Genomic DNA, 23,247 nt, shown 5'->3' with positions numbered 1-23,247 from the left:
CCGGCTCCCCGACCGCGCAGCCGCGCGTCACCGCAGCAGGTCGCGCGCCTTGTCGACGTCGGCGTGCATCTGGTCGACGAGCGCCTCGACGCTGTCGAAGCGCAACGTCGGGCGCAGCCGCTCGACCAGCTCGACGACGACCTCCTCGTCGTACAGCTCAAGGTCGTCGCGGTCGAGCACGTACGCCTCGACGCGGCGGTCGACGCCGTCGAACGTCGGGTTGGTGCCCACCGAGACGGCTGCGGGCAGCACGCCGTCGGCGTGGCCCGGGTCGCTCGCGGCGAGGTGCGGGCGCAGCAGGCGGCCCGCGTAGACGCCGTCGGCGGGAACCATGCCCTGGATGCCACCGAGGTTCGCCGTCGGGAACCCGAGCAGGCGCCCGCGCGCGTCGCCGTGCACGACGACGCCGCGCAGGCGGTGCGGGCGGCCGAGCACGTCGGCGGCCCCCGCGACGTCGCCCTCGGCGAGCAGGGCACGCGCAGCCGAGCTGGACCAGCGGGCGCTGCCGCCGGCCGTCAGCGGACGGCACTCGCCGATGTCGTCGACCGCCACGACCTCGAAGCCGTGGACGCCGCCCAGCTCGACCATGGTGGCGAGCGACCCCGAGTTCCCCTTGCCGAACCTGACGTCGTGCCCGACCACCACGGTGCGAGCCCGCAACGTCTCCACGAGGTAGCGCGTCACGAACTCCTCGGGCGTGAGGCTCGCCAGGTCGAGCGTGTAATGCAGCACGAGGACGCCGTCGAGGCCGATCGCGGCCAGCAGGTCGAGGCGGTCGGGCAGGCCCGTCAGCAGCTCGGGCGCCTGCTCGGGCCGGTGGACCTGCGCAGGGTGCGGGTCGAAGGTCACGGCGACCGCAGCCCGCCGGTCGGCGCGCGCGAGCCCGACCACGCGGCCGAGCACCGCGCGGTGGCCCCGGTGGACGCCGTCGAAGTTGCCGATCGTCACGACCGACGTCGAGCGGCGGCCCTCACCCACACCTGCGGCGAGGCCGTGCGCCGCCTCAGCCAGGTCATGCCACACCTGCACGCGCTTCGCTCCTCGTCGTCCGCTCGCCACCGACGCGATCACGCCGGGACGGCACCGGAAGTCAAGAGTAGAACGTGCGGGCACCTGAACAGGACGGACCCCGACACACACCGCCCGGGCGCGCAGTCATGCGCGCCCGGGCGGACGTGACGTCAGCTCTCGTCGTCGTAGCCGGCGAACCCGGCTGCGTCGTCGAGCTTCTTGAGCACCACACGCGGCGTGACCAGCGAGTCCTTGTCCAGGTCGTCGTAGCCGGCGAACCCGGCTGTGTCGTCGAACTGGCTCGGGGCCTTCTTCTGCGTGTCGTCCTTGGGATCCATGTCGTCGTCGACCTCCTTGTACGGCGTCCGATGGGGACCATCGTGGCCCTCTCGCTCCCCGCCCACACCTCGGTCTGGCGTGCGATGCCTCACGGCCGGGCATCATCCGCACGCCGGGCCGTGAGACCGCCGTCGGCGACCACGTCGACACCGCTGATCCACGAGGCGTCCGGCGACAGCAGGAATGCGACGACGCGTGCGATCTCCTCGGGCCGGGCGTGGCGACCCGTCCACGTCGCCGCGCGCTCGACCGCGCCGGCCATCGACGCCTCGAACTCCGGCAGGAGCGGGGTCTCGACCGGGCCCGGACTCACGGTGCACGAGCGGACCCGCCGAGGGGCGAGCCTCGCGCTCAGCTGCCTGCCGTACCGCAGCAGGGCCTTCTTCGACACGTCGTAGGCCTGTGCCCCGGAGAGCCCGGCCGTCCGCGTCCAGGCCAGGACGTCGTCGTCGTCCGCGGCCAGCAGGCGGCGGACGTCGTCGTCGAAGCCCGGGTGGTGCCCCGCGAGCGAGGCGACCGTGACGATGGCACCGCCGTCGGCGATGCGGCCCGCGAGCGCCTCGGTGATGCGGCGCGTCCCCAGGAGGTTGACCTCCATCACGCGCGTGGCGGGCGCGGTGCCCGCGACGCCGGCCACGTTCGCCAGGCCGCCGATCCGGTCGGGGAGCCGGGCGAGCGCGGCCGCGACGCTGGCCGGGTCCGTCAGGTCGCATCCGATGACGGGCGACCCGGGGGCGGCGTGACGGTCGAGGCCGACCACCGGGTGGTGCTCGGAGAGGAGCCGCACGAGCGCGGCTCCGATCCCTGACGAGGCTCCGGTCACGACGATGCAGGTCATGGTTCCTCCAGCCGCGGGGGCAGGGCGACGGTTCCGTCGGCGTCGCGTGCGCCGGGCACGCCGCGGTGCCGGTACGCGAGAGGCTCGCCGCCCGGTTGCAGGACGTAGAGCCCCCCAGGTTCGTGGTCGGCCACGGCCAGGTCCGCGACCTGCCGCGCCGACAGCAGCGGGTAGCCGCCGGCGCGGTAGCGATCGGGGACGAGCCCGGTGTCCACGAAGCCGGGGCAGATCGCCGACAGCACGACCCGCCGGCGCTCCAGCGCGGGCGCCAGGGCGCGCACGAGGCCGACGACCGCGTGCTTGGTCGCCGTGTACAGGGGGTCGTCGGGCCAGGTCGCCAGCCCCGCCAGCGACGCCGTCACGACGATGCGGCCCGGGGCGCCGGCGGCGGCGCCGCTCAGCGCCGGCACCGACGCGCGCACGCCGTTCCAGACGCCGCCGACGTTGACCTGCCACATCTGGTCGAACGCGGCGTCCGGGACGGTCAGCGGGTCGCTGCTCGCCCGCGCGAGACCTGCACCCAGGTTGACGAAGACCAGCCGGCCCAGGCCGTCGGCAACAGCGACGGCACGTTCGACGTCGGCGGGCACCCGCACGTCGGTCGGCACGAACCGCCCCTCGACCCCCTGCGCGACCCGCGTCCCGGCGTCCTCGTCCCGATCGGCGACGACGACGGTCAGGTCGCGCCGGGCGAGCTTCTCGACGACCGCGCGCCCGATGCCGTGCGCGCCCCCGGTGACCAGGGCCACCTTGCGTCGTTGTCCGTGTCCCACTGCTCACGTCCCTCGTGTCCCTCGTGTCCCTCGTGTCCCTCGTGTCCCTCGTGGTGCCGAGGCCCGGTGCGCGTCGTCGTGACGGCCCGGGCCCCGTGCGGTCAGGCGCTGTCGACGGCCATGCCGCCGTCGAGGCGCAGGTAGCCGCCTGTCATGTAGGACGCATCGTCGGAGGCGAGGAACGCGACGGCGCCGCCGACCTCCTCGGGCGTGCCGTACCGGCCGAGCTGGGTCAGCGCCGTGTAGGCGGCCTTGGCCTGCTCGGGGGCGCCCGGCGCGGCGCCGTTCTCGATCCCGCGCATCATCGGCGACTCGATGACGCCCGGAGCGACGGCGCTGACGCGCACGCCAGCGCCCGCGAGCTCCGCGGCGGCCGCCTTGGTGAGGCCGATGATCGCGTGCTTGGACGCCGTGTAGGCGGCGATGAGCGGGACCCCGCGCAGGCCGGCGACCGACGCCACGTTCACGATCACTCCCCCGCCCTGCTCGGCCATCGTGCGGCCGCCGTGCTTGAGGCCGAGGAACACGCTGCGCACGTTGACGTTCATGAGCCTGTCGAACGCCTCCTCGGGCAGGTCGCTCAGCGGGCCGATGCCCGCCTGGACGCCGGCGTTGTTGACGAGCACGTCGAGGCGGCCGAAGCGATCCGCCGCCGCGGCCAGGTAGGCGGCGACGCCCTCCGCGGTGGCGACGTCGCCCTCGACCGTCGCCACGTTCGCCCCGGTGGCCTCGACGGCCGCACGTACCCCGTCCAGCGGGGTGCGCCCGCTGCCGACGGCGACGACGTCCGCCCCTCGGTGGCGAGCCGCACCGCGATCGCGGTGCCCAGCGCGCCCGCCGCCCCGGTGACGACGGCCGTCTTGCCTGTGAGTCGGTTTGCCATGCGAAACACTTCCTTCTCTCGTCGTTGAGATCTGAACGTTCCGGCACGCCGCACCGCTGTGACGCGGCGCAGCCTGGGTGGTGTGGGGGTGGTCCCGCGTCAGCGCAGGATCGACTTGGTCTCCACGAACTCGTCGATGCCGAACGGGCCGAGCTCGCGCCCGACGCCCGACTGCCCGTACCCGCCGAACGGGGCGTCGAAGTGGTCCCGGGTCCGCACCCCGTTGACCTTGACCTGGCCCGTGCGCATCCGGCTCGCCACCCGGCGGGCCCGCTCCGGGTCTGCCGACCACACGCCGCCCGAGAGGCCGAACCGGGTGGCGTTCGCGATCGCGACGGCCTCGTGCTCGTCCTCGTAGACCTGCACGACGAGCACCGGGCCGAAGATCTCCTCCTGCACGAGCGGCGCATCGACGCCCACGCGCGAGAAGACGCTGGGACGCACGTAGTAGCCCCGCTCAAGGCCGTCGGGGGCGTCGGATCCCCCGGTCAGCAGCCGCTCCCCTGCCGCCAGCGCGCGCACGACGTGGCCACGGATGCTGTCGCGCTGACCCGCGCTGACCACCGGCCCCAGGTCCGTGCCCGCGGCGAACGGGTCGCCGACGCGCAGCGCCTCGACGGCAGCGACCAGGCGCTCCTCGACCTCGCCGAGCCGGTCGCGGCCCACGAGGATGCGCGTCAGGGCGTTGCACGCCTGCCCGCTGTTCGACAGGCCCTGCTGGACGGCGCTCGGGATCGCCAGGTCGAGGTCCGCGTCGTCGAGCAGCACGTTGGCGGACTTGCCGCCCAGCTCCAGGCAGCACCGCTTGATGCCCGCGGCCGCGAGCTGCCCCACACGGGCGCCCGAGGCGACCGAGCCGGTGAGCGAGACGACGGCGACGTCGGGGTGCGTCACCAGCGCCTCACCGACCTGCCGGCCCGGGCCGGTGACGAGGTTGAAGACGCCGGGCGGCAGGCCCGCGCGTGCGACGCACTCGGCGAACGCGTACGCGTTGAGCGGCGCGATCCCGCTCGGCTTGAGCACGACCGCGCAACCGGCCAGCAGCGCAGGGCCCACCTTCGCCGCGATCTGGTGCAGCGGGAAGTTCCACGGCGTGATGGCCGCGACCACGCCGGCCGGCTCGCGGACCACGGTGGCGCCCGAGAGCTCCTGCCGCCACGGGTAGGTCTCGGCGACCCTGGCCGTCGTGCGCAGCACCTCGACCGGCATCCCGGCCTGGGTGGCCGTCGCCTGGGGCAGCGGCATGCCGATCTCGGTCGCCGTCACCACGCCGAGCTCGTGGCGCCGCGCCTCGAGCTCGTCGGCGAGCCGGGTGATCAGGTGCGCCCTGTCCTCGACCGGCCGCGCGGCCCACCCCGGCCACGCCTGCCGCGCGGCGCGCACGGCCCGCTCGACGTCGTCGGCGTCGCCCGAGACAACACGCGCGACGATCTCCTCCGTCGCCGGGTTCTCGACCTCGATGGTGGCCCCGGCCCCCGACCGGACCCATTCGCCGCCGACGTAGAGCTCCTCACGATCGCGCAGCAGCGGCGTGGCGACGCCCGGCCCGGTCATCGGCTCCCCCGCACACGGACCGGCAGCCTCTTGATGCCCCGGAACCAGTTGGAGAGCAGCCAGTCGGGCTCGCCGGCCGGCTCGAAGGCGACGCCGCGACGGAGCAGCTCCTGGAAGAACAGGCGCACCTCCAGGCGGGCGAGGTGCGCGCCGAGGCAGAAGTGCGGGCCCGCCCCGAACGCGAGGTGCGGGTTGTCGTGCCGGTCGAGCACGAACGTGTCGGCGTCGGCGAAGACCCGCTCGTCGCGGTTCGCCGAGGCGAACCAGAGCACGACCTTCTGGCCCGCCGCGATGTGCGTGCCGTGCAGGCGCGTGTCCACCGTCGCCGTCCGCCGCATGTTGATGACGGGCGACACCCAGCGGAGCATCTCCTCGATCGCCGCTGGCAGCACCTGGGGGCGGCTCGCCAGCGCGGGCCACAACCCGTGCCGGCCCAGCGCCTCGACGCCGCCCGACAGCAGGTTGCGGGTGGTCTCGTTGCCGGCGACGGTGAGCAGGAGGAAGAACGGGTCGAGCTCTTCCGGCCGCAGCCGCAGTCCCTCGACCTCGGCGTGCATCAGGACGCTGACCAGGTCGTCCTGCGGCGCTGCGAGCCGTTCGGCGCCCAGGGCGTGGAAGTAGTCGAACAGCTCCGCGCGTGCCGTGACCAGCGCGTCCGGCGTCGTCGCGTGGTCGGGGTCCTCGCTCGCGATCATGTTCGTCCAGCGCAGCAGCCGCGGCGCGTCCTGCGAGGGGACGCCCAGCATGGCCGCGAAGACGAGCAGCGGCAGCCGCTCGGCCACGGTGGCGACGAAGTCGAGCTCGCCGCACGCGACCGCCTCGTCCACGAGCGATGCGACGACGTCGCCGATCCGGCCCTCCCAGCCGGCCACGCGCCGCGGCGTGAAGTGCGGAACCATGATCTTGCGCAGCAGCAGGTGCCGTGGCGCGTCCATGTTGTGCATGGAGTGGTTGGCGCCCTCGGCCCGGCGGCTGGCGATCTGGGTGCCGTCGGCCGAGGAGAAGGTCGCGGCGTCCTTGGCCACCGCGTCGACGTCCGCGTAGCGCGTCACCGACCAGAAGCCGGGGCCGTCGGGCTCGTCGTTCCAGAACACGGGCGCGCGGTCGCGCAGGACGCGGAACGCTTCGCCGTCGCGCCCCTCGGCGAACGGCCGCACGTCCAGGAGGTCGATGGAGTCGAGTGTCGGCGCTGTGATGCTCATGCGGATGCCCCTTCCTGGCTGTTGCCTACTCGACGACGGTGACCGTGCCGGCGGCCCCGTCGACCGACACCACCTGGCCGTCGCGCAGGGCGCGGCTGGCGTGGCCGACCGACACGACGCAGGGGATGCCGAGCTCACGGCTGACGATCACGGCGTGGCTGACGGTCGCGCCCTGGTCGACGACGACGGCTCCGGCCGGGACGAACAGCGGCGTCCAGGACGAGTCGGTGATCTCGGCGACGAGCACGTCGCCGGGCTCCAGGCCGCGCGGGTCGGACGGGTCGGCGACGACGCGCACGCGGCCGGTGGCCGTGCCCGAGCAGCCCGGCACGCCCTGCAGGACGTCCCCCGCCTCCACGGGTGCGACGTCGCCGGTCCGCGGCTGCCAGGTGTCCAGCGGGGGGACGGTCCCGGCGACGATGAACGGTGCGTCGAGCGCGGCCAGGGCCGCCATCTGCTCCTTGCGCTGCACGAGCAGCTCCGGGACGCCCGCGGGGTCGGAGATCGCGGTGCTCCACTCGTCGTCGGTGAGCATGCCGAAGTCTTCGATCTCCGCGAAGACCCCCCGCTGGACGAAGCGCCGGCCCAGCTCCCGCATGGTCATGCGCGCCTCGTGCACCAGCGTGATCGCGTTGGTCTTGGTGCGCTCGCGGCCGGCCAGGAACGTCCGCGCCGCCTGGGCTCCGGCCACGAACTGACCGCGCACCTCCGGGTCGGCCTCCAGCGCGGCCGCCACCTGCGCGACCGCCTCCTCCCGCTCGCCGGCCAGCCGCTGCTGCGCCGCGACCGGGTCGGCGGAGTCGGGGGCCCGCCGGATCCGGTCGATGGCCGACCACGCGATCTCGGGATGGGTCTCGAACGTGCGCGAGCGCATCTCCCACTCGTTGAAGCCGCGAGCGCCGTGCTGGTACAGGAACGCGTCGAACGCGCTCACGAACGCGGCGGCGTCAGGATGCACCGAGGCCTCGAGCCGCGCACGCAGGCCGTCGACGCCGTCGTCGAAGGCCTCCTGAAGGTGGGTCGACCGTGCGACCTGCCGCGACAGCCGCCACAGCTCGTGGGCCGGCAGTGCGCTGTCCACGGCCCCGAGGCCGGTGATCACCCGCGTCACCAGGCCGGGGTCGCCCAGTGCGGCGGCGACGGCGGCGAGGATCGCCGGCGGGACGAGGGCGCAGTGGGTCAGGAAGATGTGCTCGACCCACAGGCCGCGCCAGTGCGTGTTGATGAGCTCGCGTGTGCGCTCCAGGAGCTGCCGGTCCGACAGCGCGCGCAGGTCGGGGCGCTGGGCGCGCAGCGCGCGCACCTTCTCGCGCGACGCCGCCTGCTCGGGGAGTTCCGTCGCGGCGAGGATCCACTCGAGCGTCCGGGCGCTGCGCTCTGCGTGCACGGGGCTCTCGTCGTCGGGGCCGGGGGCGTACGGCGGGGCCGTCGCCGCCTGGGAGCCGAAGAAGGTCTGGTCGACCGCCTCGGGTGACATCCCCGGGACACGGGCGCCGAAGATGCGGGTGACGCTCACGTTGAGGTAGGCGTAGCCGCCGAACACGCCCAGCGTCTCCATCACGCCGGGGGTGAACTCGTCGGTGTCGAAGGCCCCGAACCGGGCCAGGGCCTCGGCCCACCCCGGCTCGGCGTGCGGGATCCCCCACAGCGTCCACGAGAACGGGGCGACCGGGTCGGGGAAGACCTCACCCACGTTGCCGCGGGTGTAGATGGGGAATCGTGGGCTGGGGTCGTTGTCGACCACCCATCGCTCCGGCATGGTGCTCACTCCTTTGTGATCGGTTACCGGGATGAGGCTGGGCGCCCGTCTGCCGGGCGCGGCTAGGGGGTTCGCGTGCCGTAGACCGACTGGAACCACAGCTCGCCGACGACGCGGCCGAGCTGGTGCAGCTCCTCGACGCGGGGGGCGGACGCGGGGAGCCCGATGTGCGTGTAGGCGACCTGGTCGGTCATCGCGCCCAGGGCGTCCGCGACCAGGTCGCCGGATCGGCTGGCGTCGATCCGGCCCTCGTCGCGCAGCCGGGTCAGCCAGCGCGTCGTGCGGGCGGTGAACTCGGCGCGGATGCGCAGCCACCGCTCGGCGAACCCGCTGCCGTCCTGGGCCGAGGACGCCTCGCGTGTCACCCGCATGAGGTGGCGGTGCTGAGCGTAGGTGGTGAAGTACGCGGTCGTGGTCTGCACCAGCGCCTCGCGGTCGTCCATCCCCGTGGCGTTCAGGCGGCGGGTCGAGCTCAGCAGGTCGCGCACGCACGGCTCGATCACGGCGAGCAGCACCTCGCCCTTGTTGGCGAAGTGCCGGTAGAAGCTGCCCTGCGACACCCCGGCGTTGCCGACGATGTCGCAGATGCGCGTGCGCGTGTAGCCGTACTCGGAGAAGCAGGTGGCAGCGGCCGCGACCAGCTTCTCGCGGGTGCGGGCGCCGCGGACGGTGCTCGCTCCGCTGCCGAACAGGCTCGCGTCGTAGGCAGGCGCGTCGTCTGTGCTCGTCTCCGCCAAGATGCGACTGTCAGTCGCGTCTGTCGTGACGTGTAGGCGAGTGCTCGCTGCGGTCGCTCCCATGGAGGGAGTTAGCCACACGCCACAATCCCTGTCAATGGCTTGCACAATGGCGGGCCAAACCTCAACCCTTGCGCAGCACGAGCGGGCGACCGTATAGTCCGGAACCCACCCGATGTGAACGTCAGTCACATTTGGAAGGACAGGAGTCGACCCATGTACCCCGGTGACCACGCGCGGAGCGCACCGGATCGTGCGGCCCTGATCATGGCCGGCAGCGGGCGCACCGTGACCTACCGCGAGCTCGACCGGCGCAGCCGCCTCCTGGCGGGAGCGCTCGCCGACCAGGGGGCGGCCCCGGGCAGCACCGTGCTGGTGGCGCTCGAGAACGACGCCCGCTGGGGCGAGATCCTCTGGGCGTGCCTGCGCAGCGGTCTCGTCATCGCCCCCGTCAACCGCCACCTCGGACCCGCTGAGCTCGAACCCCTGATCGCCGACGCGTCCCCCGCAGTCGTGGTGACGTCGTCCGCGCTCGCCGCCGGCGTCGCCGCCGCGCTCGCGCGCGCCGATCACCGCGCGCCCTGCCTCGTCACCGACGCCGGCCCGCACCCCCTCCCTGGGGCGACCGACTACGAGCAGGCCGTCACGGACGCCACGCCCATCCCCGCGGCGCACGAGGTCGCCGGGGCACGCCTGCTGTTCAGCTCCGGGACGACAGGGCGGCCCAAGGCGTTCCGCCAGCCGCTGCCCGGCGTGCACCCGCGCCGGCTTCCGCCCCGGCTCGGGCCGCTGCTGTCCCGGCTGGGCTTCGACGCACCTGATCCCGTCTACCTGTCGACGGGACCCGTGTACCACGCGGCACCCTTCGCGTTCCTGCAGACCGTGCACCAGCTCGGCGGCACCGTCGTCGTCATGGAGCGGTTCGATGCGGCGGCCGCGCTCTCGGCCATCGAGCGCTACCGCGTGACCCACAGCCAATGGGTGCCCACCATGTTCGTCCGCCTGCTGCGGCTGCCGCCGTCCGAGCGCGCTCGGTACGACCTGAGCTCGCACCGCGCGGCGGTCCACGCGGGTGCTCCCTGCTCCCCCGACGTCAAGGAGGCCATGCTCGACTGGTGGGGACCCATCGTCTACGAGTACTACGGCGCGTCCGAGGGATACGGCCACACCGCGATCGGCCCGCACGAGTGGCGTGAGCACCGTGGCTCGGTGGGCACGGCCGTCACCGGGCGGCTGCACATCCTGGACGACGACGGCGCCGAGCTCCCGGCGGGGTCCGTCGGCGGCGTCTGGTTCGAGCCACCTCCCGCACCCGAGGGCCCCGCGCCCCGCGCCTCATGGGGCAGCGCGGGCGACCTCGGCCGCCTCGACGAGGACGGGTACCTGTACCTGACGGGACGTGCCGGCCAGACCATCGTCTCGGGCGGCGTCAACGTCTACCCGCGCGAGGTCGAGGACGTCCTGATCACGCACCCGGCCGTCGCCGACGTCGCCGTGATCGGCGTCCCGGACGAGGAGTTCGGCGAGAGCGTGCGCGCCGTCGTCCAGCTCGCCGCAGACCGCACGGCCGACGACGCGCTCGCGCGCGACCTCATCGACCTGGCCCGCGCCAGGCTGGCGCACTTCAAGTGCCCGCGCGCGGTCGACTTCGTCGACCGGCTCCCGCGCACGCCGACCGGGAAGCTGCTGCTCGAACCGCTCCGGGCCGCCTACCGGTCCGCCCACGAAGACCGGAGGCCCGCATGGAACTGCTCCTGATCCGGCATGCCCGTCCGGCCCGGGCCACACGCCACGAGCTCGGCGACCCGGGCCTGACCGACGAGGGGCGGCGGCAGGCGGGCCGACTGGCGGAGTTCCTCGCCGCGCCGGGCACCCCGCGCGTCGACGCCCTCTACTCCAGCCCGATGCGCAGGGCCGGGGAGACCGCCGCGGCGCTGGCCGCGGCGACCGGGCTGCCCCTGCACGTCGACGACGACCTCGCCGAGTTCGACACCGGGGCGTCGCACTACGTGCCCAGCGAGGAACGCACCGACGACCCCCGCACACGCTGGGACGAGCTCCGGGCGGGCCGCTGGGACGGCGAGGAGATCGACCTGGATGCCTTCCGTCGCCGCGTGGTCACCTGCCTCGAGCAGGTCGTCGACCGTCACGCCTCAGAAGTCGTCGGCGTCGTCTGCCACTTCGGGGTGATCAACGCCTACGTCGCCGACGTGCTCGGCCTGCCCTCTCCGTTCTTCTTCGAGCCGCACTACACGTCGGTCACCCGGGTGATGGCGGACCGCTCCGGCCGCCGGACGCTGCGCAGCGCCAACGAGACCGCCCATCTGCTGAGCACCTGGCCTCGCCCACAGGAGGAGACCATGACCACCACGCCTACGGCGGCACCGCCCGCCCCGTCCACGCGTCTTCACGTCACGCACGCCCTCAGGGTGCTCGGCCTGGCGACGCCCCAGTCCGTCTCCCGCCTCACCGGGCTGCCGGTCGAGGACGTCGCCGACGCCCTCACCGCGGCCGAGCGCGACACCCTGGTGCAGGCCCGCACGGGCCGCCTCACCGGGTGGGCGCTCACCCCCGAGGGACGCCGCTGGCACGCCCGAGCCCTCGCAGAGGAGCTGGAGCGCAGCGGGCGCCGCGCCGAGGTGGAGCACGCGTACGAGGCGTTCGTCGCGCTCAACCAGCCCTTCAAGCAGATCTGCACGAGCTGGCAGCTCAAGGACGGCGCCGCCGAGCCCAACGACCACAGCGACGCCGCGTACGACCAGTCCGTGCTCGACCGGCTCGAGCCGGTCCACCGTGCGGCGCTCGAGCTGACGCGGCGGCTCGCCGACGCGCTGCCACGGTTCGGCTGGTACCCGAGCGCGTTCTCGGATGCCCGCGACCGGCTGCGCGGCGGCGACCGGCGGGCGCTGTCGGCGCCGCTGTCCGAGAGCTACCACGACCTGTGGATGGCGCTGCATCAGGACCTGCTGTCCACGCTCGGCCGGGAACGCTCGGCGAAGGACGGACACTGACCATGCTCCGCGCGCGACTCTCCCACGACGGAACGCCCGGCGGCGCGACGTCCGAGCAGCCGATCTACCCGTTCGACCACGCGCACCCGGTCCCGCCACGGGACCTGACCGACCTGCTGGGCGGCAAGGGCGCCGGCCTGGCGGAGATGACCGCGACGCTCGGCCTGCCCGTGCCCCCCGGCTTCACGATCACCGTCCCCGTCAGCCGCCGCTTCCGGGCCGCGGGCTGGCCGGGGTCCCTCGACGACGCCCTGCGCGAGGCCGTCGCCAGGCTCGGCGCGACCATGGGCCGCTCCTTCGGCGACGCGGCCGACCCGCTGCTCCTGGCCGTGCGCAGCGGCGCTCCCCGGTCCATGCCGGGGATGCTCGACACGGTGCTCAACCTCGGCCTGAACGACGACGCCGTCGCGGCCCTCGCCGAGCAGTCCGGCGACGCCGTGTTCGCCTGGGACAGCTACCGGCGGTTCCTGCACATGTTCGCCACCACGGTCATGGGGGTGCCCGCCGACCGGCTCCCCGACGAGGCACCGCCGTCGCTCGCCGCGGTGCAGTCCCACGTGAGCCGGCTTCGGGCGGCCGTCGAGGCCGCGGCCGGGCGACCGGTGCCCGCCGACCCGCACGTGCAGCTCCGGCAGGCCGTCGAGGCGGTCTTCCGGTCCTGGGACTCGCCGCGCGCCCGGGCGTACCGGGCGACCGAGGGCATCGACGACGGGCTGGGGACCGCGGTCAACGTCCAGGCCATGGTGTTCGGCAACCGGGGACCCGACTCCGGCACCGGCGTCGTGTTCACCCGCGACCCCGCGACGGGCCGTGACACGCTGTACGGCGACTACCTGCCGCGCGCCCAGGGCGAGGACGTCGTCGGGGGCACGGCCAGGACGTGGCCGATCGCCCGCATGGCCGAGCACCTTCCCGACGCCCACCACGCGCTGCGCAGCGCGCTGCGGCGGCTGGAGACGCACTACCGCGACATCTGCGACGTCGAGTTCACCGTGGAGCAGGGCAGGCTCTGGCTGTTGCAGACACGCGTCGCCCGACGCGGCGCGGTCGCCGCGGTGCGCGCTGCCGTGCAGATGACGCGCGACCCCGAGATCGCGCTCACGCCGGCGGAGGCGCTCGACCGCGTCCCCGCCGCGACCCGCGACCGCGCCCGGCACGAGGTGCTCGACCAGGCCGGGTCCACCGTCGACGCGACGATGCCGTCGCTCGGCACCGGGCTCGGCGTCTCCCCCGGCCGCGCGTGCGGCCGGGTCGTGCTCACCAGCGAGGACGCCGTCGACGCCCGCGACGACGTCGTCCTCGTGCGGTCGCAGACCAGCCCCGAGGATGTCGCCGGGATGGCGGCCGCGACCGGCATCCTCACGACGACCGGAGGGCTGGTCAGCCACGCGGCGGTCGTCGCCCGAGGCTGGGGCATCCCCACCGTGGTCGGCGCCGGGCACCTGACCGTCGGCGCCGACGGTATCCACGACGCCGACCGCCGGGTCGTGGCCCGCGCGGGGGACGTCATCACGATCGACGGCACCACGGGCGAGATCTGGCTCGGCGCCGCCGACCACGCCGGGTCGGTCGATCCCGACCGCATCCTGGCCACCCATCTGCCCGAGCTCGGGATTCTCGAGCGCTGGGCGGCATCCCACCCAGGCAAGGAGGGCACGCGATGAAGATCTGCGTGGACCGCGACAAGTGCACCGTGCTCGGCGTCTGCGAGGCGACGGCCCCGGACGTGTTCGAGATCGACGACGACGGCACGCTGGTGGTCAAGACCACCCTCGTCGATGCGGGCAACCGCGACGCCGTCGAGGCGGCCGTGACGGCGTGCCCGACCGAGGCGCTGCGCATCGGGGAAGGCTGAGCACCGATGGAACGCGTCGTCGTCGCCGGTGCGGGACTCGCCGGGCTGCGGGCCGTCCAGGCCGCGCGCAAGGCGGGGTTCGCCGGGAGGCTCACGCTCGTGGGAGCGGAGCCGCACCTCCCCTACGACCGGCCGCCGCTGTCGAAGGAGTTCCTCACCGGCCCGCCGCTCACGCCCACGCTCGGCGGCGCCCAGGGCCTCGCCGAAGACCTCGGCGTCGAGGTCCTGCTCGGCACCCCGGCGAGCGCGCTGGACACCGAGGCGCGCGTGCTGTCGGCCGAGGGCCGCGAGGTGCCCTACGACGCTCTCGTGATCGCCACGGGCGCTCTCGCCCGGACGCTGCCGGGGGCCGCGCACCTGCGCGGCGTCCACACGCTGCGCACGCTCGACGACGCGCGCGCCGTCCGCGCGCGGCTCGACGCGGGCGCACGCACCGTGGTCGTCGGCGCAGGGTTCATCGGGTCGGAGCTCGCCTCGGCCGCGCGCGCCCGCGGGCTGGACGCCACCGTGCTGGAGTCGCTGCCGACGCCGCTGACGCGAGCGGTCGGCGCCACCGCGGGGGCCGCGCTGGGCGCGCTGCACGCCCGCCACGGCACCGATCTGTGCTGCGCCGTCACCGTGACCGGTCTCGAAGGCGAGACGGACGTGACGGGTGTGCGGCTCTCCGACGGGTCGGTCGTCGCCGCCGACCTCGTCGTCGTCGGCATCGGTGCAACGCCGGCCACCGGCTGGCTCGCCGGGTCCGGGCTGCGGGTCGACGACGGCGTCGTGTGCGACGCGACGCTCGCCGGCGCCCCGGGCGTGTGGGCTGCGGGCGACGTCGCGCGCTGGCCCCACCCGGATCTCGGCGTCTCGATGCGGCTGGAGCACTGGACGAACGCGTCCGAGCAGGCGGGCCACGCGATGCGCAACGCGCTCGACCCGGGTGCCGCGCAGCCCTACCGGCACGTGCCGTACTTCTGGTCGGACTGGTACGGCGACCGGATCCAGTTCGTCGGCGTCCCCCACGGGGAGCCGGCCCTGGTCGCCGGTGCCTGGGACGAGCCGTGCTTCGTCGCCCTCTACCGCCGGGACGCGCGCGTCGTCGGCGCGCTGACCCTGAACCGGCGGGCCGACATCATGAAGTACCGGGCCCTCATCGCCCGGGGCGCATCCTGGCAGGACGGCCTCGACCTCGCCGAGCGCCGGCGGGTCCAGGCCGTCTGAGGCACGTCGCGATCCTGCGGCGATCCTGCCCGCACGTGTGCGGGCCGGGGTGCGCTCGTCAGGGCGCCAGCACCAGCACCGGCCGGGCCCGGTCGGTCCCGTGCCGCCGCGTGTCTTCCAGCAGCGCGACGAGCGCGCCGTCGGGTCCGACCGCCGCGACGGGCCCCGGGCGCCCCGAGGGCGCGACCCAGCGGCCGAAGCCCAGGTCGTGCGCCTCGTCGGCCGTGACCTCGCGGACGGGAAGGTCGGCGGCCGCGGCCTGCGCCATCGCGATCGTGGCGAGCACGCCGTCGGCGTCGGCCTGGGCCTCCATGGCGTCGAGCGTGCGCGCCTGGTCGAGCGTGTGCCCGCCGACGCGCGTGCGCCGCAGCGCCGTCAGGTGCCCGGCGGTGCCGAGCGCGACGCCGAGGTCGCGCGCCAGCGCGCGCACGTACGTCCCCGAGGAGACGGTGACGGCGACGTCGAGGTCGAGCACGGGCACCTCGTCGCCCGGGCCCTGCCCGCCGGTCTGCACGCCGGAGGCGACGCCGTGCCGGGCCGCACGGACGGCGAACTCGCCGACCGTGACCGGCCGTGACCGCAGCTCGACCTCCTCGCCGGCGCGGGCGAGGGCGTAGGCGCGCTTGCCCCCGACCTTGATGGCCGAGACCGTCGACGGCACCTGGAGGATGTCTCCCGTCAGCTCCGCGACGGCCGCCTTCACCTGCGGGGAGTCGGCGGCACCGGCGAACCCCGGCGCGGCCACCACCTCGCCCTCGGCGTCGTCCGTGGTGGTACCCACGCCCAGGCGGATCGTCGCCTCGTACGCCTTGTCGGCGCCCACGACGTAGGTCAGCAGGCGCGTGGCCCGCCCGACGCCGACGACGAGCACGCCCGTCGCCATGGGGTCGAGCGTGCCCGCGTGCCCGACCTTGCGCGTCCCGGCCAGCCGCCGGACACGCCCGACGACGTCGTGGCTGGTCCACCCGGCCGGCTTGTCGACGACGACGAACCCGTCGGCCGCCGTCGGCCGCCGCGGCGGGCGCGGGGCGTCCTGGGGCACGTCAGACCTCGTCGGGCAGGTCGTCCGCGTCGTGCTCGCGCGGCTTGCGGTACGGGTCCTGCTCGCCCGCGAACGCCTTGCCGGCGCGCAGCGCGGCCAGCTCCCCGTCCCGGCGCCGCGCCTCGTCGAGCGCGGCCGTCAGGTGCGCCGCCGTCTCCGGGACGGCGTCGAGGTGGAAGTCGATGGTCGGGGTGAGCCGGATGCCGGTCTGTTTGCCGACCTCGGAGCGGATCAGCCCCTTGGCGCTCTCCAGCGCGGCGGCCGACCCGGCCCGCTCCTCGTCGCTGCCGTAGACGGTGTAGAACACCGCCGCGGACTGCAGGTCGCCCGTCACACGCACGTCGGTGACGGTGACGAACCCCAGGCGCGGGTCCTTGATCCGGGTGTCGAGCATCTGCGCGACGATGACCTTGATGCGGTCGGCCAGGCGGCGCGAGCGCGGGTTGTCGGTCATGGCTTGGTCCTTTCTGGGCCTCGACGACGGCGGCCCGGGCGCCCCGTGGGGGCCCGGGCCGCCGTCGTCACGTCCGAGACGGGTCAGAGCACCGCGCTCACGCGCGGGGCTTCTCGCGCATCTCGAACGTCTCGATGATGTCGCCCTCGGTGATGTCGTTGAACGACCCGAGGCCGATGCCACACTCGAAGCCCTCGCGGACCTCGGTGACGTCGTCCTTCTCGCGGCGCAGCGACTCGATCGAGAGGTTGTCCCCGACGACCTTGCCGCCACGCAGCACGCGCGCCTTCGAGTTCCGTCGGATGGTGCCCGAGCGGATGATCGAACCGGCGATGTTCCCGAACTTCGAGGAACGGAACACCTGGCGGATCTCGGCGGTCCCGAGCTGGACCTCCTCGAACTCCGGCTTGAGCATGCCCTTGAGCGCTGCCTCGACGTCCTCGATCGCCTGGTAGATGACCGAGTAGAACTTGACCTCGACGCCCTCGCGGTCGGCCAGCTCCTCGACACGCTCGCCGAACTTGACGTTGAAGCCGATGATCACGGCACTGTCGACCGTGGCCAGGTTCACGTCGTTCTGCGTGATCGCGCCGACGCCGCGGTGGATGACGCGCAGCTCGACCTCCTCGCCCACGTCGATCTTGAGCAGCGCGTCCTCGAGTGCCTCGACGGCACCGGACACGTCACCCTTGATGACGAGGTTGAGGGTCTCGACCTTGCCCTGCTCGAGCGCCTTCGTGAAGTCCTCGAGGCTGACACGCTTGCGGCGCTTGGCCAGGAGGGCGGCACGCTCGGCGGCCTCACGCTTCTCGGCGATCTGGCGGGCCGTGCGCTCGTCGGGGGCGACCAGGAACGTGTCGCCCGCGCTGGGCACGGAGCTCAGGCCGAGGACCTGCACCGGGCGAGCCGGCTCGGCGGCGTCGACCGCGTCCCCGTGCTCGTCGAACATCGCACGCACGCGGCCGTGGGCCGTGCCCGCGACGATCGCGTCGCCGACGTGCAGCGTGCCGGACTGCACCAGGACGGTGGCAACGGCACCGCGCCCGCGGTCGAGGTTGGCCTCGATCGCGACGCCGCGCGCGTCCTTGTCCGGGTTGGCCCGCAGGTCGAGGGCGGCGTCCGCGGTCAGCAGGACGGCCTCGAGGAGGTTGTCGATGCCCATGCGGTTCTTCGCCGAGACGTCGACGAACATGGTGTCGCCGCCGTACTCCTCCGCGACCAGGTTGTACTCGGTGAGCTGCTGGCGGATCTTCGCCGGGTTCGCAGCCTCCTTGTCCACCTTGTTGACCGCGACGACGATCGGCACACCGGCCGCCTGGGCGTGGTTGAGCGCCTCGATCGTCTGGGGCATCACACCGTCGTCGGCCGCGACCACGAGGATCGCGATGTCCGTGACCTGGGCACCACGGGCACGCATGGCGGTGAACGCCTCGTGGCCCGGGGTGTCGATGAACGTGATGGCCCGCTCGTTGCCCTCGTGCTCGGTGCGGATCTGGTAGGCACCGATGTGCTGGGTGATGCCGCCGGCCTCGCCCGCGACGACGTCCGTCGAACGGATGGCGTCGAGAAGCTTGGTCTTGCCGTGGTCGACGTGACCCATGACGGTGACGACCGGCGGGCGCGGGGCGAGGTCCTCGTCGGACTCCGCCTCGAGCTCGGCGTCGAGGTCGATGTCGAAGGCCCCGAGCAGCTCGCGGTCCTCCTCCTCGGCCGAGACCATCTCGATCTTGTAGCCGAGCTCCTCGCCGAGGACGCCGAACGTCGCCTCGTCGAGCGACTGCGTCGCCGTGGCCATCTCACCGAGGTGGAACAGCACCGTGACCAGCGACGCGGGGTTCGCGTCGATCTTGTCGGCGAAGTCGTTCAGGGACGAGCCCTGACGCAGGCGGATCGTGGTCGAGCCGTTGCCGCGCGGGACGGACACGCCGCCCAGCGACGGCGCCTGCATCGCCTCGAACTCCTGACGCTTCGCGCGCTTCGACTTGCGCCCGCGCACCGGACGACCGCCGGCGCGACCGAACGCGCCCTGCGTGGAGCCGCGACCGGCGCCACCACGGCCACCGCCGCCACCGGGACGACCGGCGAAACCGCCGCCGCCACCACCAGGAGCACCGCCGCCGGGGCGACCGGCGTACCCGCCGCCGCCGCCACCGGGTCGGCCACGGCCGCCACCGCCGCCCGCGCCACCGGCCGGGCGCTCACCCGGACGCGGCATCGAGGTGCGGCCGGGCATCATGCCCGGGTTCGGGCGCGGACCGCCCGGACGCGGCGCCGCGGGACGCGGGCCACCGGGGCGGGGACCACCGGGACGCGGGCCGCCGGGACGCTCGCCCGCCGACGCCGCGGGGGCGTTCTCATTGCGCGCGCCGTCACGGTCGCCACGCTGACCCGGACGCGGCATCCCCTGGGAGGGCGCGAAGGGGTTGTTGCCCGGGCGCGGGGCACCGCCGCCGGGGCGTCCGCCCTGACGGGGCATGCCCTGCGACGGGGCGAAGGGGTTGTTGCCCGGGCGGGGGGCACCGGGACGCCCGCCACGCTCGCCGCCCGCAGGACGCGGGGCTCCGGGGCGCGGCGCGTTGCCGGCCGGCCGGGGTGCCGCGGGGCGCGCGGGGCACCCGGACGCGCGGCCGGTGCGGGCCGGGCGGGTGCGGTGGCCTCAGCGGCAGGCGCCGCCGGGGCGGGTGCCGCCGGAGCGGGAGCTGCCGGAGCGGAAGCCGCCGGAGCGGGAGCCTCAGCAGCGGGTGCCGGGGCCGGGGCCGCAGCGGGTGCGGCTGCCTCGGCAGGTGCGGGCGCCGCAGCCGGGGCGGGCGCCTTGGCGCGAGGCGCAGGCGCGGCGGGTGCCGGCGAGGACGCCGGGGCAGCGCTCTTGTGCTTCTCACGCATCATGCGCTCGACCGGCGCCTCGAGCGTCGAGGAGGCCGAGCGGACGAACTCCCCCGCGGCCTTCAGATCGTCCAGCAGGGCCTTGCTAGTCACGCCGAGCTCTTTGGCAAGCTCGTGCACGCGGACCTTCGCCACTTCTCTCCTGTCTCGGCCCTCCCCAAGACAGGGTGGACCGTGGTTAGTACCGAGTACTCATCGCTGGGGACTCATCGGGTGCCCATCGGCTTCTGACCCGCTTCCTTGTCGACGTACGCGTGGTGCGGCCGAGGCGCGGTGGCCCCGGTCGGGAACCGTCGGCGCCGGGGCGCCAGACGTGCAGGTGACCGTGTGGTCAACGGTCGGCGGACTCCAGCCAGTCCCGGACCTCCGTCAGGTCGAGCGGGGCGTCCACGCGCAGCGCGCGCGGCACGGCCCGCCGTCGGACGGCGAGGTCCAGGCATGCGACCGTGGGGTGAACCCACGCACCGCGTCCCGGCAGGGCCTTGCGCTCGTCGACCGCGACGCGAGGCTTCGCCCCGCCCGCGGCGTCCGGCACGAGGACCAGCCTCAGGAGTGCCGACCGCAAGTCGCGCACCCGGCATCCGACACACGTGCGCACCGGACCGACAACGGGGGCCGGTGAGGGGGTGCGGGAGCGTGCTGGACTCTGGGCGCGCGGCCCGGTCACCGACAGTCTAGCGCGCGGGCCGCGCGGAGACGGAACCGTCCCGCCCGGCGGCGCCTGTCTCACTGCTGCTCGCTGCCCTTCGCCGGGGCCGGGGCCACCGGCTCGGCCGACTCGTCGGACCGGATGTCGATCCGCCAGCCGGTGAGCTTCGCGGCCAGGCGGGCGTTCTGCCCCTCCTTGCCGATCGCCAGCGAGAGCTGGTAGTCCGGCACGACCGCGCGGGCCGCGCGCGCGTCCGCGTCCACGACCGTGACGGACGTCACACGCGCCGGGGAGAGGGCGTTGGCCACGAACCTGGCCGGGTCGTCCGAATGGTCGACGATGTCGATCTTCTCGCCGTGCAGCTCGGCCATCACGGCCCGCACGCGCGCGCCCATCGGGCCGATGCAGGCACCCTTGGCGTTGAGACCCTGCACCGTGGACCGCACCGCGACCTTCGAGCGGTGGCCGGCCTCGCGCGCGATCGCCGTGATCTCGACCGACCCGTCGGCGACCTCGGGCACCTCCAGCTCGAACAGCTTGCGCACCAGCGCGGGGTGCGTACGGCTCAGCGTCACCTGCGCGCCCTTGGGGCCGCGCGCCACCTCGACGACGTAGGCGCGCAGCCGCTCGCCGTGCACGTACTCCTCGGTGGGCACCTGCTCGTGCGGCGGCAGCACCGCCTCGGTCCCGCCGACGTCGACCATGACGACGCGCGGGTCGCGGCCCTGCTGGATGACGCCCGCGATGACCTCGCCCTCCTTGCCGCGGAACATGCCCAGCACCTGGTCGTCCTCGGCGTCGCGCAGCCGCTGCACGATGACCTGACGGGCCGTGGCGGTCGCGATGCGGCCGAAGTCGTGCGGCGTGTGGTCGAACTCGGGGCCCAGCTCGACGAGCGGGCGCCCCTCCGGGTCCTGCGGGTCGGGCGTGCGGATCTCCTCGCGCGCCCACACCGTCACGTGACCCGAGCGGCGGTCCACCTCGACGCGCGCCTTCGCGTAGGCGTCCGGCGTGCGGTGGTATGCCGACTCCAGGGCCTGCTCGATCGCCTCGACGAGCACGTCCAGGCTGATGTCACGCTCACGTTCGAGCAGTCGCAGCGTGGTCATGTCGATATCCATGTCAGCCCTCCACGGCGCCAGTGGCGCCCCAGTTCTCGGTGCGGGACGTGCCCGCGTCGTCCTCGTCGCTCACGTCGTCGAGGTCCTCCTCGAGCCGCTTGAGCTCGACCTCGACGCGGCCGCGCCGCACCGCGGCGACCGGCACGCGCACGCCGTCGTCGAGCACGAGGACGGGCTCGCCGCCCTCGTCGACGACGGCGTCGAGCCGGCCCGCGACCTCGCCGCCCTCGGTCAGCGCGAGCGTCACCAGCCGCGTGCGCGCACGCCGGAAGTGCCGCAGCTCGGTCAGGGGGCGGGAGGTGCCCGGAGTGGAGACCTCGAGCACGTAGACCCCGGGCACGACGTCGTCGACGTCGAGCGCAGCGGAGATCGCGCGCGAGACCTCGCCCAGCGCGTCGGACCCGAGGCTGCCCACCTGGTCCTCGGGCAGGTCGACCGTGACGCGCACGACCGAACGCGACCCGGCGCGCGTCGTCGTCACGTCCTCGAGCCACAGCCCCTCGGCGGTCACCACCGGGGCGACCACGCGGCGCACGGCATCCGCGGTCGCGGGCCGTCCGCTCCGGCTCTGCTCGTTCCTCGGCCCTGCCATCGCCTGCCTCCCCGTCGGCCAACCTGTGGTCCACTCCTGGTCGGGCGCGACCGGTGTGTTGTTGTGCTCGTCAAGCGTAACGGCCGCTTCGCCTGCCACGACCCGAAACCGCACGTCGCCGGCAGACGCGCGACGCGACGTGGCGCACACCCGAGCGAGAGCAGTGGCAGGATCGGACCCGATGACGTTCCAGCCGCTCCCCGCCACCCGCGACCGCCGCCACGCCGGGTTCCTCCGCGCGCTCACGGCGTTCCTCGTCCTCGGCGTGCTGGCCGGCTGTGGTGTCCGGCTCGAGACGCCGCCACCTGCGGAGCCGGTGCCGGACGCGCTCGAGCTGGTGCGGCGCACGGCCGCCGACGACGCGCGCAAGGTCGCCGACCTCGCCGAGTCGGCGCACGGCACCGAGGGACTGCCCGAGCCGGTCGCGGCCGAGCTCGCGCGAGTCGCGGACGCCGGGCACGCGCACGTCGATGCCCTCGGCGGGCCGTACGACTCGGGCCTCGACCCCGAGCCCACGCTCGTTCCGGACGTTCCCGGCGACCCCGACACCGCCGCCGCCGAGCAGAGCCCCGCACCGGCCGCCCCGCCGACGTCGTCGGCGCGCTCATGGACGCCGCCGGCCGCAGCCGCACGGCTGCGACGACGACGTCGGACGGCGACCTCGCCCGGCTGCTCGCCTCGATCAGCGCGGCGCAGGCCGTCTCGGCCACGCGGCTCGCGGGACTCGTGGGCGTCCCCGGCCCTGCGCCGGCGAGCCCGGTCGTCCCGGAGCCCGCGTCCCCCGCGTCGCCCTCGCCCAGCCCGTCCCCCAGCAAGCCCGGCGCCGTGGCGACGACGGCACCGGGCGCCCAGGACTCCGTGCCGCCCGCAGGCCTGTCCGCCGAGGACTACCGCGCGCTCGTCCTCGGCGAGGACTCCGCGCGGTACGCGCTCGAGGTGCGCGCGGCGCGAGCGGGCGGGGACGAACGCACCCGGCTGCTCGCGCTCTCGCGCGTGCACGGCGAGCGCGCCGAGGCATGGGCCGTGCTCGGAGGTGTCAGCGGGACCGAGCAGGACCCCCGTCGCGTCGCGTACGCGATCCCGCGCAGCGACGACGACGCCACGCTCGTGCGCTCCCTCCAGGACGGGCTCGCGACAAGCTACGCGAGCCTCGTGGGCACGACCGCCGCGAGCACCCGCGGCGTGCTGGTCGACCTGCTCGTCGACGCGGCGCTCACGCTCGACGCCTGGGGCGCGGCGCCGGTCGCGTTCCCGGGCATGCCGGAGCTCGCGAGCTGATCCGGCCGCCGAGACGCGGCGTCGGCCCGGCCCCTGACGGGCCCGGGCCGACGCTCTCGC

Annotated in this window: 20 protein-coding genes and 1 pseudogene; 6 read left to right on the top strand and 15 right to left on the bottom strand. The window is 74.5% G+C overall.

The window, feature by feature from the left end; genetic code table 11:
• Positions 1–27 precede the first annotated feature (27 nt).
• The 9 genes from ET495_RS02275 to ET495_RS02240 form a co-directional block, all read right to left on the bottom strand.
• A complete protein-coding gene (locus ET495_RS02275; protein ID WP_129202294.1) occupies positions 28–1,029 on the bottom strand; it encodes a bifunctional riboflavin kinase/FAD synthetase in 1,002 nt (333 codons plus the stop codon).
• Between the two features lie 152 nt (positions 1,030–1,181).
• On the bottom strand, positions 1,182–1,349 hold the full coding sequence (locus ET495_RS17475; protein ID WP_162616336.1) for a hypothetical protein: 168 nt from the start codon (positions 1,347–1,349) through the stop codon (positions 1,182–1,184).
• A gap of 89 nt (positions 1,350–1,438) precedes the next feature.
• Positions 1,439–2,188, bottom strand: coding sequence for an SDR family oxidoreductase (locus ET495_RS02270; protein WP_129202292.1), 750 nt, complete (start codon positions 2,186–2,188; stop codon positions 1,439–1,441).
• Positions 2,185–2,937 (bottom strand): SDR family oxidoreductase, encoded by a 753-nt coding sequence (locus ET495_RS02265; protein WP_162616335.1) that lies wholly within the window; start codon positions 2,935–2,937, stop codon positions 2,185–2,187. Before ET495_RS02265 ends, ET495_RS02270 begins: the two co-directional genes overlap by 4 nt.
• A gap of 125 nt (positions 2,938–3,062) precedes the next feature.
• Positions 3,063–3,716, bottom strand: a complete 654-nt coding sequence (locus ET495_RS02260; RefSeq protein WP_245993394.1) for an SDR family NAD(P)-dependent oxidoreductase — start codon at positions 3,714–3,716, stop codon at positions 3,063–3,065.
• A gap of 227 nt (positions 3,717–3,943) precedes the next feature.
• Positions 3,944–5,398, bottom strand: a complete 1,455-nt coding sequence (locus ET495_RS02255) for an aldehyde dehydrogenase family protein (RefSeq protein ID WP_129202288.1) — start codon at positions 5,396–5,398, stop codon at positions 3,944–3,946.
• Entirely contained in the window at positions 5,395–6,600 is a 1,206-nt protein-coding gene (locus tag ET495_RS02250) for a cytochrome P450 (protein ID WP_129202286.1), read from the bottom strand. The genes ET495_RS02255 and ET495_RS02250 overlap by 4 nt, the downstream gene beginning before the upstream one ends.
• A gap of 25 nt (positions 6,601–6,625) precedes the next feature.
• Positions 6,626–8,359 (bottom strand): PEP-utilizing enzyme, encoded by a 1,734-nt coding sequence (locus tag ET495_RS02245; protein ID WP_129202284.1) that lies wholly within the window; start codon positions 8,357–8,359, stop codon positions 6,626–6,628.
• A 62-nt stretch (positions 8,360–8,421) separates the two neighbouring features.
• Positions 8,422–9,096: a TetR/AcrR family transcriptional regulator gene (locus ET495_RS02240; protein WP_162616334.1), complete on the bottom strand. Its 675-nt coding sequence runs from the start codon at positions 9,094–9,096 to the stop codon at positions 8,422–8,424.
• 216 nt (positions 9,097–9,312) lie between these two features.
• Here ET495_RS02240 and ET495_RS02235 point away from each other — a divergent pair, with 216 nt between their 5' ends.
• From ET495_RS02235 to ET495_RS02215, 5 genes are read left to right on the top strand one after another with little or no spacing between them, the layout of a single operon-like run.
• Positions 9,313–10,854, top strand: a complete 1,542-nt coding sequence (locus ET495_RS02235; RefSeq protein ID WP_129202280.1) for an AMP-binding protein — start codon at positions 9,313–9,315, stop codon at positions 10,852–10,854.
• The gene (locus ET495_RS02230; RefSeq protein WP_129202278.1) at positions 10,839–12,107 is read left to right on the top strand and encodes a histidine phosphatase family protein; all 1,269 of its coding nucleotides are present in this window, start codon (positions 10,839–10,841) and stop codon (positions 12,105–12,107) included. The genes ET495_RS02235 and ET495_RS02230 overlap by 16 nt, the downstream gene beginning before the upstream one ends.
• Positions 12,108–12,109: 2 nt before the next feature.
• On the top strand, positions 12,110–13,771 hold the full coding sequence (locus ET495_RS02225; RefSeq protein ID WP_129202276.1) for a pyruvate, phosphate dikinase: 1,662 nt from the start codon (positions 12,110–12,112) through the stop codon (positions 13,769–13,771).
• Positions 13,768–13,962, top strand: a complete 195-nt coding sequence (locus ET495_RS02220; protein WP_129202274.1) for a ferredoxin — start codon at positions 13,768–13,770, stop codon at positions 13,960–13,962. The genes ET495_RS02225 and ET495_RS02220 overlap by 4 nt, the downstream gene beginning before the upstream one ends.
• A 6-nt stretch (positions 13,963–13,968) precedes the next feature.
• Positions 13,969–15,168 (top strand): NAD(P)/FAD-dependent oxidoreductase, encoded by a 1,200-nt coding sequence (locus ET495_RS02215; protein ID WP_129202272.1) that lies wholly within the window; start codon positions 13,969–13,971, stop codon positions 15,166–15,168.
• Positions 15,169–15,226: 58 nt separating this feature from the next.
• Here the strand turns inward: ET495_RS02215 and truB are convergent, their stop codons facing one another.
• The 6 genes and pseudogenes from truB to ET495_RS02185 all read right to left on the bottom strand — a co-directional run bounded on the left by truB (position 15,227) and on the right by ET495_RS02185 (position 21,909).
• Entirely contained in the window at positions 15,227–16,210 is a 984-nt protein-coding gene (truB, locus tag ET495_RS02210; RefSeq protein WP_129202270.1) for a tRNA pseudouridine(55) synthase TruB, read from the bottom strand.
• A gap of 1 nt (position 16,211) precedes the next feature.
• Positions 16,212–16,664, bottom strand: a complete 453-nt coding sequence (gene rbfA / locus ET495_RS02205) for a 30S ribosome-binding factor RbfA (RefSeq protein WP_129202268.1) — start codon at positions 16,662–16,664, stop codon at positions 16,212–16,214.
• Between the two features lie 97 nt (positions 16,665–16,761).
• A pseudogene (gene infB, locus ET495_RS02200) lies at positions 16,762–19,682 on the bottom strand (translation initiation factor IF-2).
• Between the two features lie 196 nt (positions 19,683–19,878).
• Positions 19,879–20,121: a YlxR family protein gene (locus ET495_RS02195; protein ID WP_342770139.1), complete on the bottom strand. Its 243-nt coding sequence runs from the start codon at positions 20,119–20,121 to the stop codon at positions 19,879–19,881.
• A 152-nt stretch (positions 20,122–20,273) separates the two neighbouring features.
• Complete coding sequence (gene nusA / locus ET495_RS02190) at positions 20,274–21,317, bottom strand: transcription termination factor NusA (protein ID WP_129202264.1); 1,044 nt, start codon at positions 21,315–21,317, stop codon at positions 20,274–20,276.
• 1 nt (position 21,318) lies between these two features.
• Positions 21,319–21,909, bottom strand: a complete 591-nt coding sequence (locus ET495_RS02185; RefSeq protein WP_129202262.1) for a ribosome maturation factor RimP — start codon at positions 21,907–21,909, stop codon at positions 21,319–21,321.
• Positions 21,910–22,515: 606 nt separating this feature from the next.
• On the opposite strand from ET495_RS02185, the gene ET495_RS02180 reads away from it, so the two are divergent.
• Positions 22,516–23,187 (top strand): DUF4439 domain-containing protein, encoded by a 672-nt coding sequence (locus tag ET495_RS02180; RefSeq protein ID WP_129202260.1) that lies wholly within the window; start codon positions 22,516–22,518, stop codon positions 23,185–23,187.
• Positions 23,188–23,247 lie beyond the last annotated feature (60 nt).

It is taken from the genome of Xylanimonas allomyrinae (genome assembly GCF_004135345.1).
GTDB lineage: Bacteria > Actinomycetota > Actinomycetes > Actinomycetales > Cellulomonadaceae > Xylanimonas > Xylanimonas allomyrinae.
The sequence above is the reverse complement of the archived record's forward strand: the minus strand, read 5'-3'. Positions and strand labels throughout refer to the sequence as shown.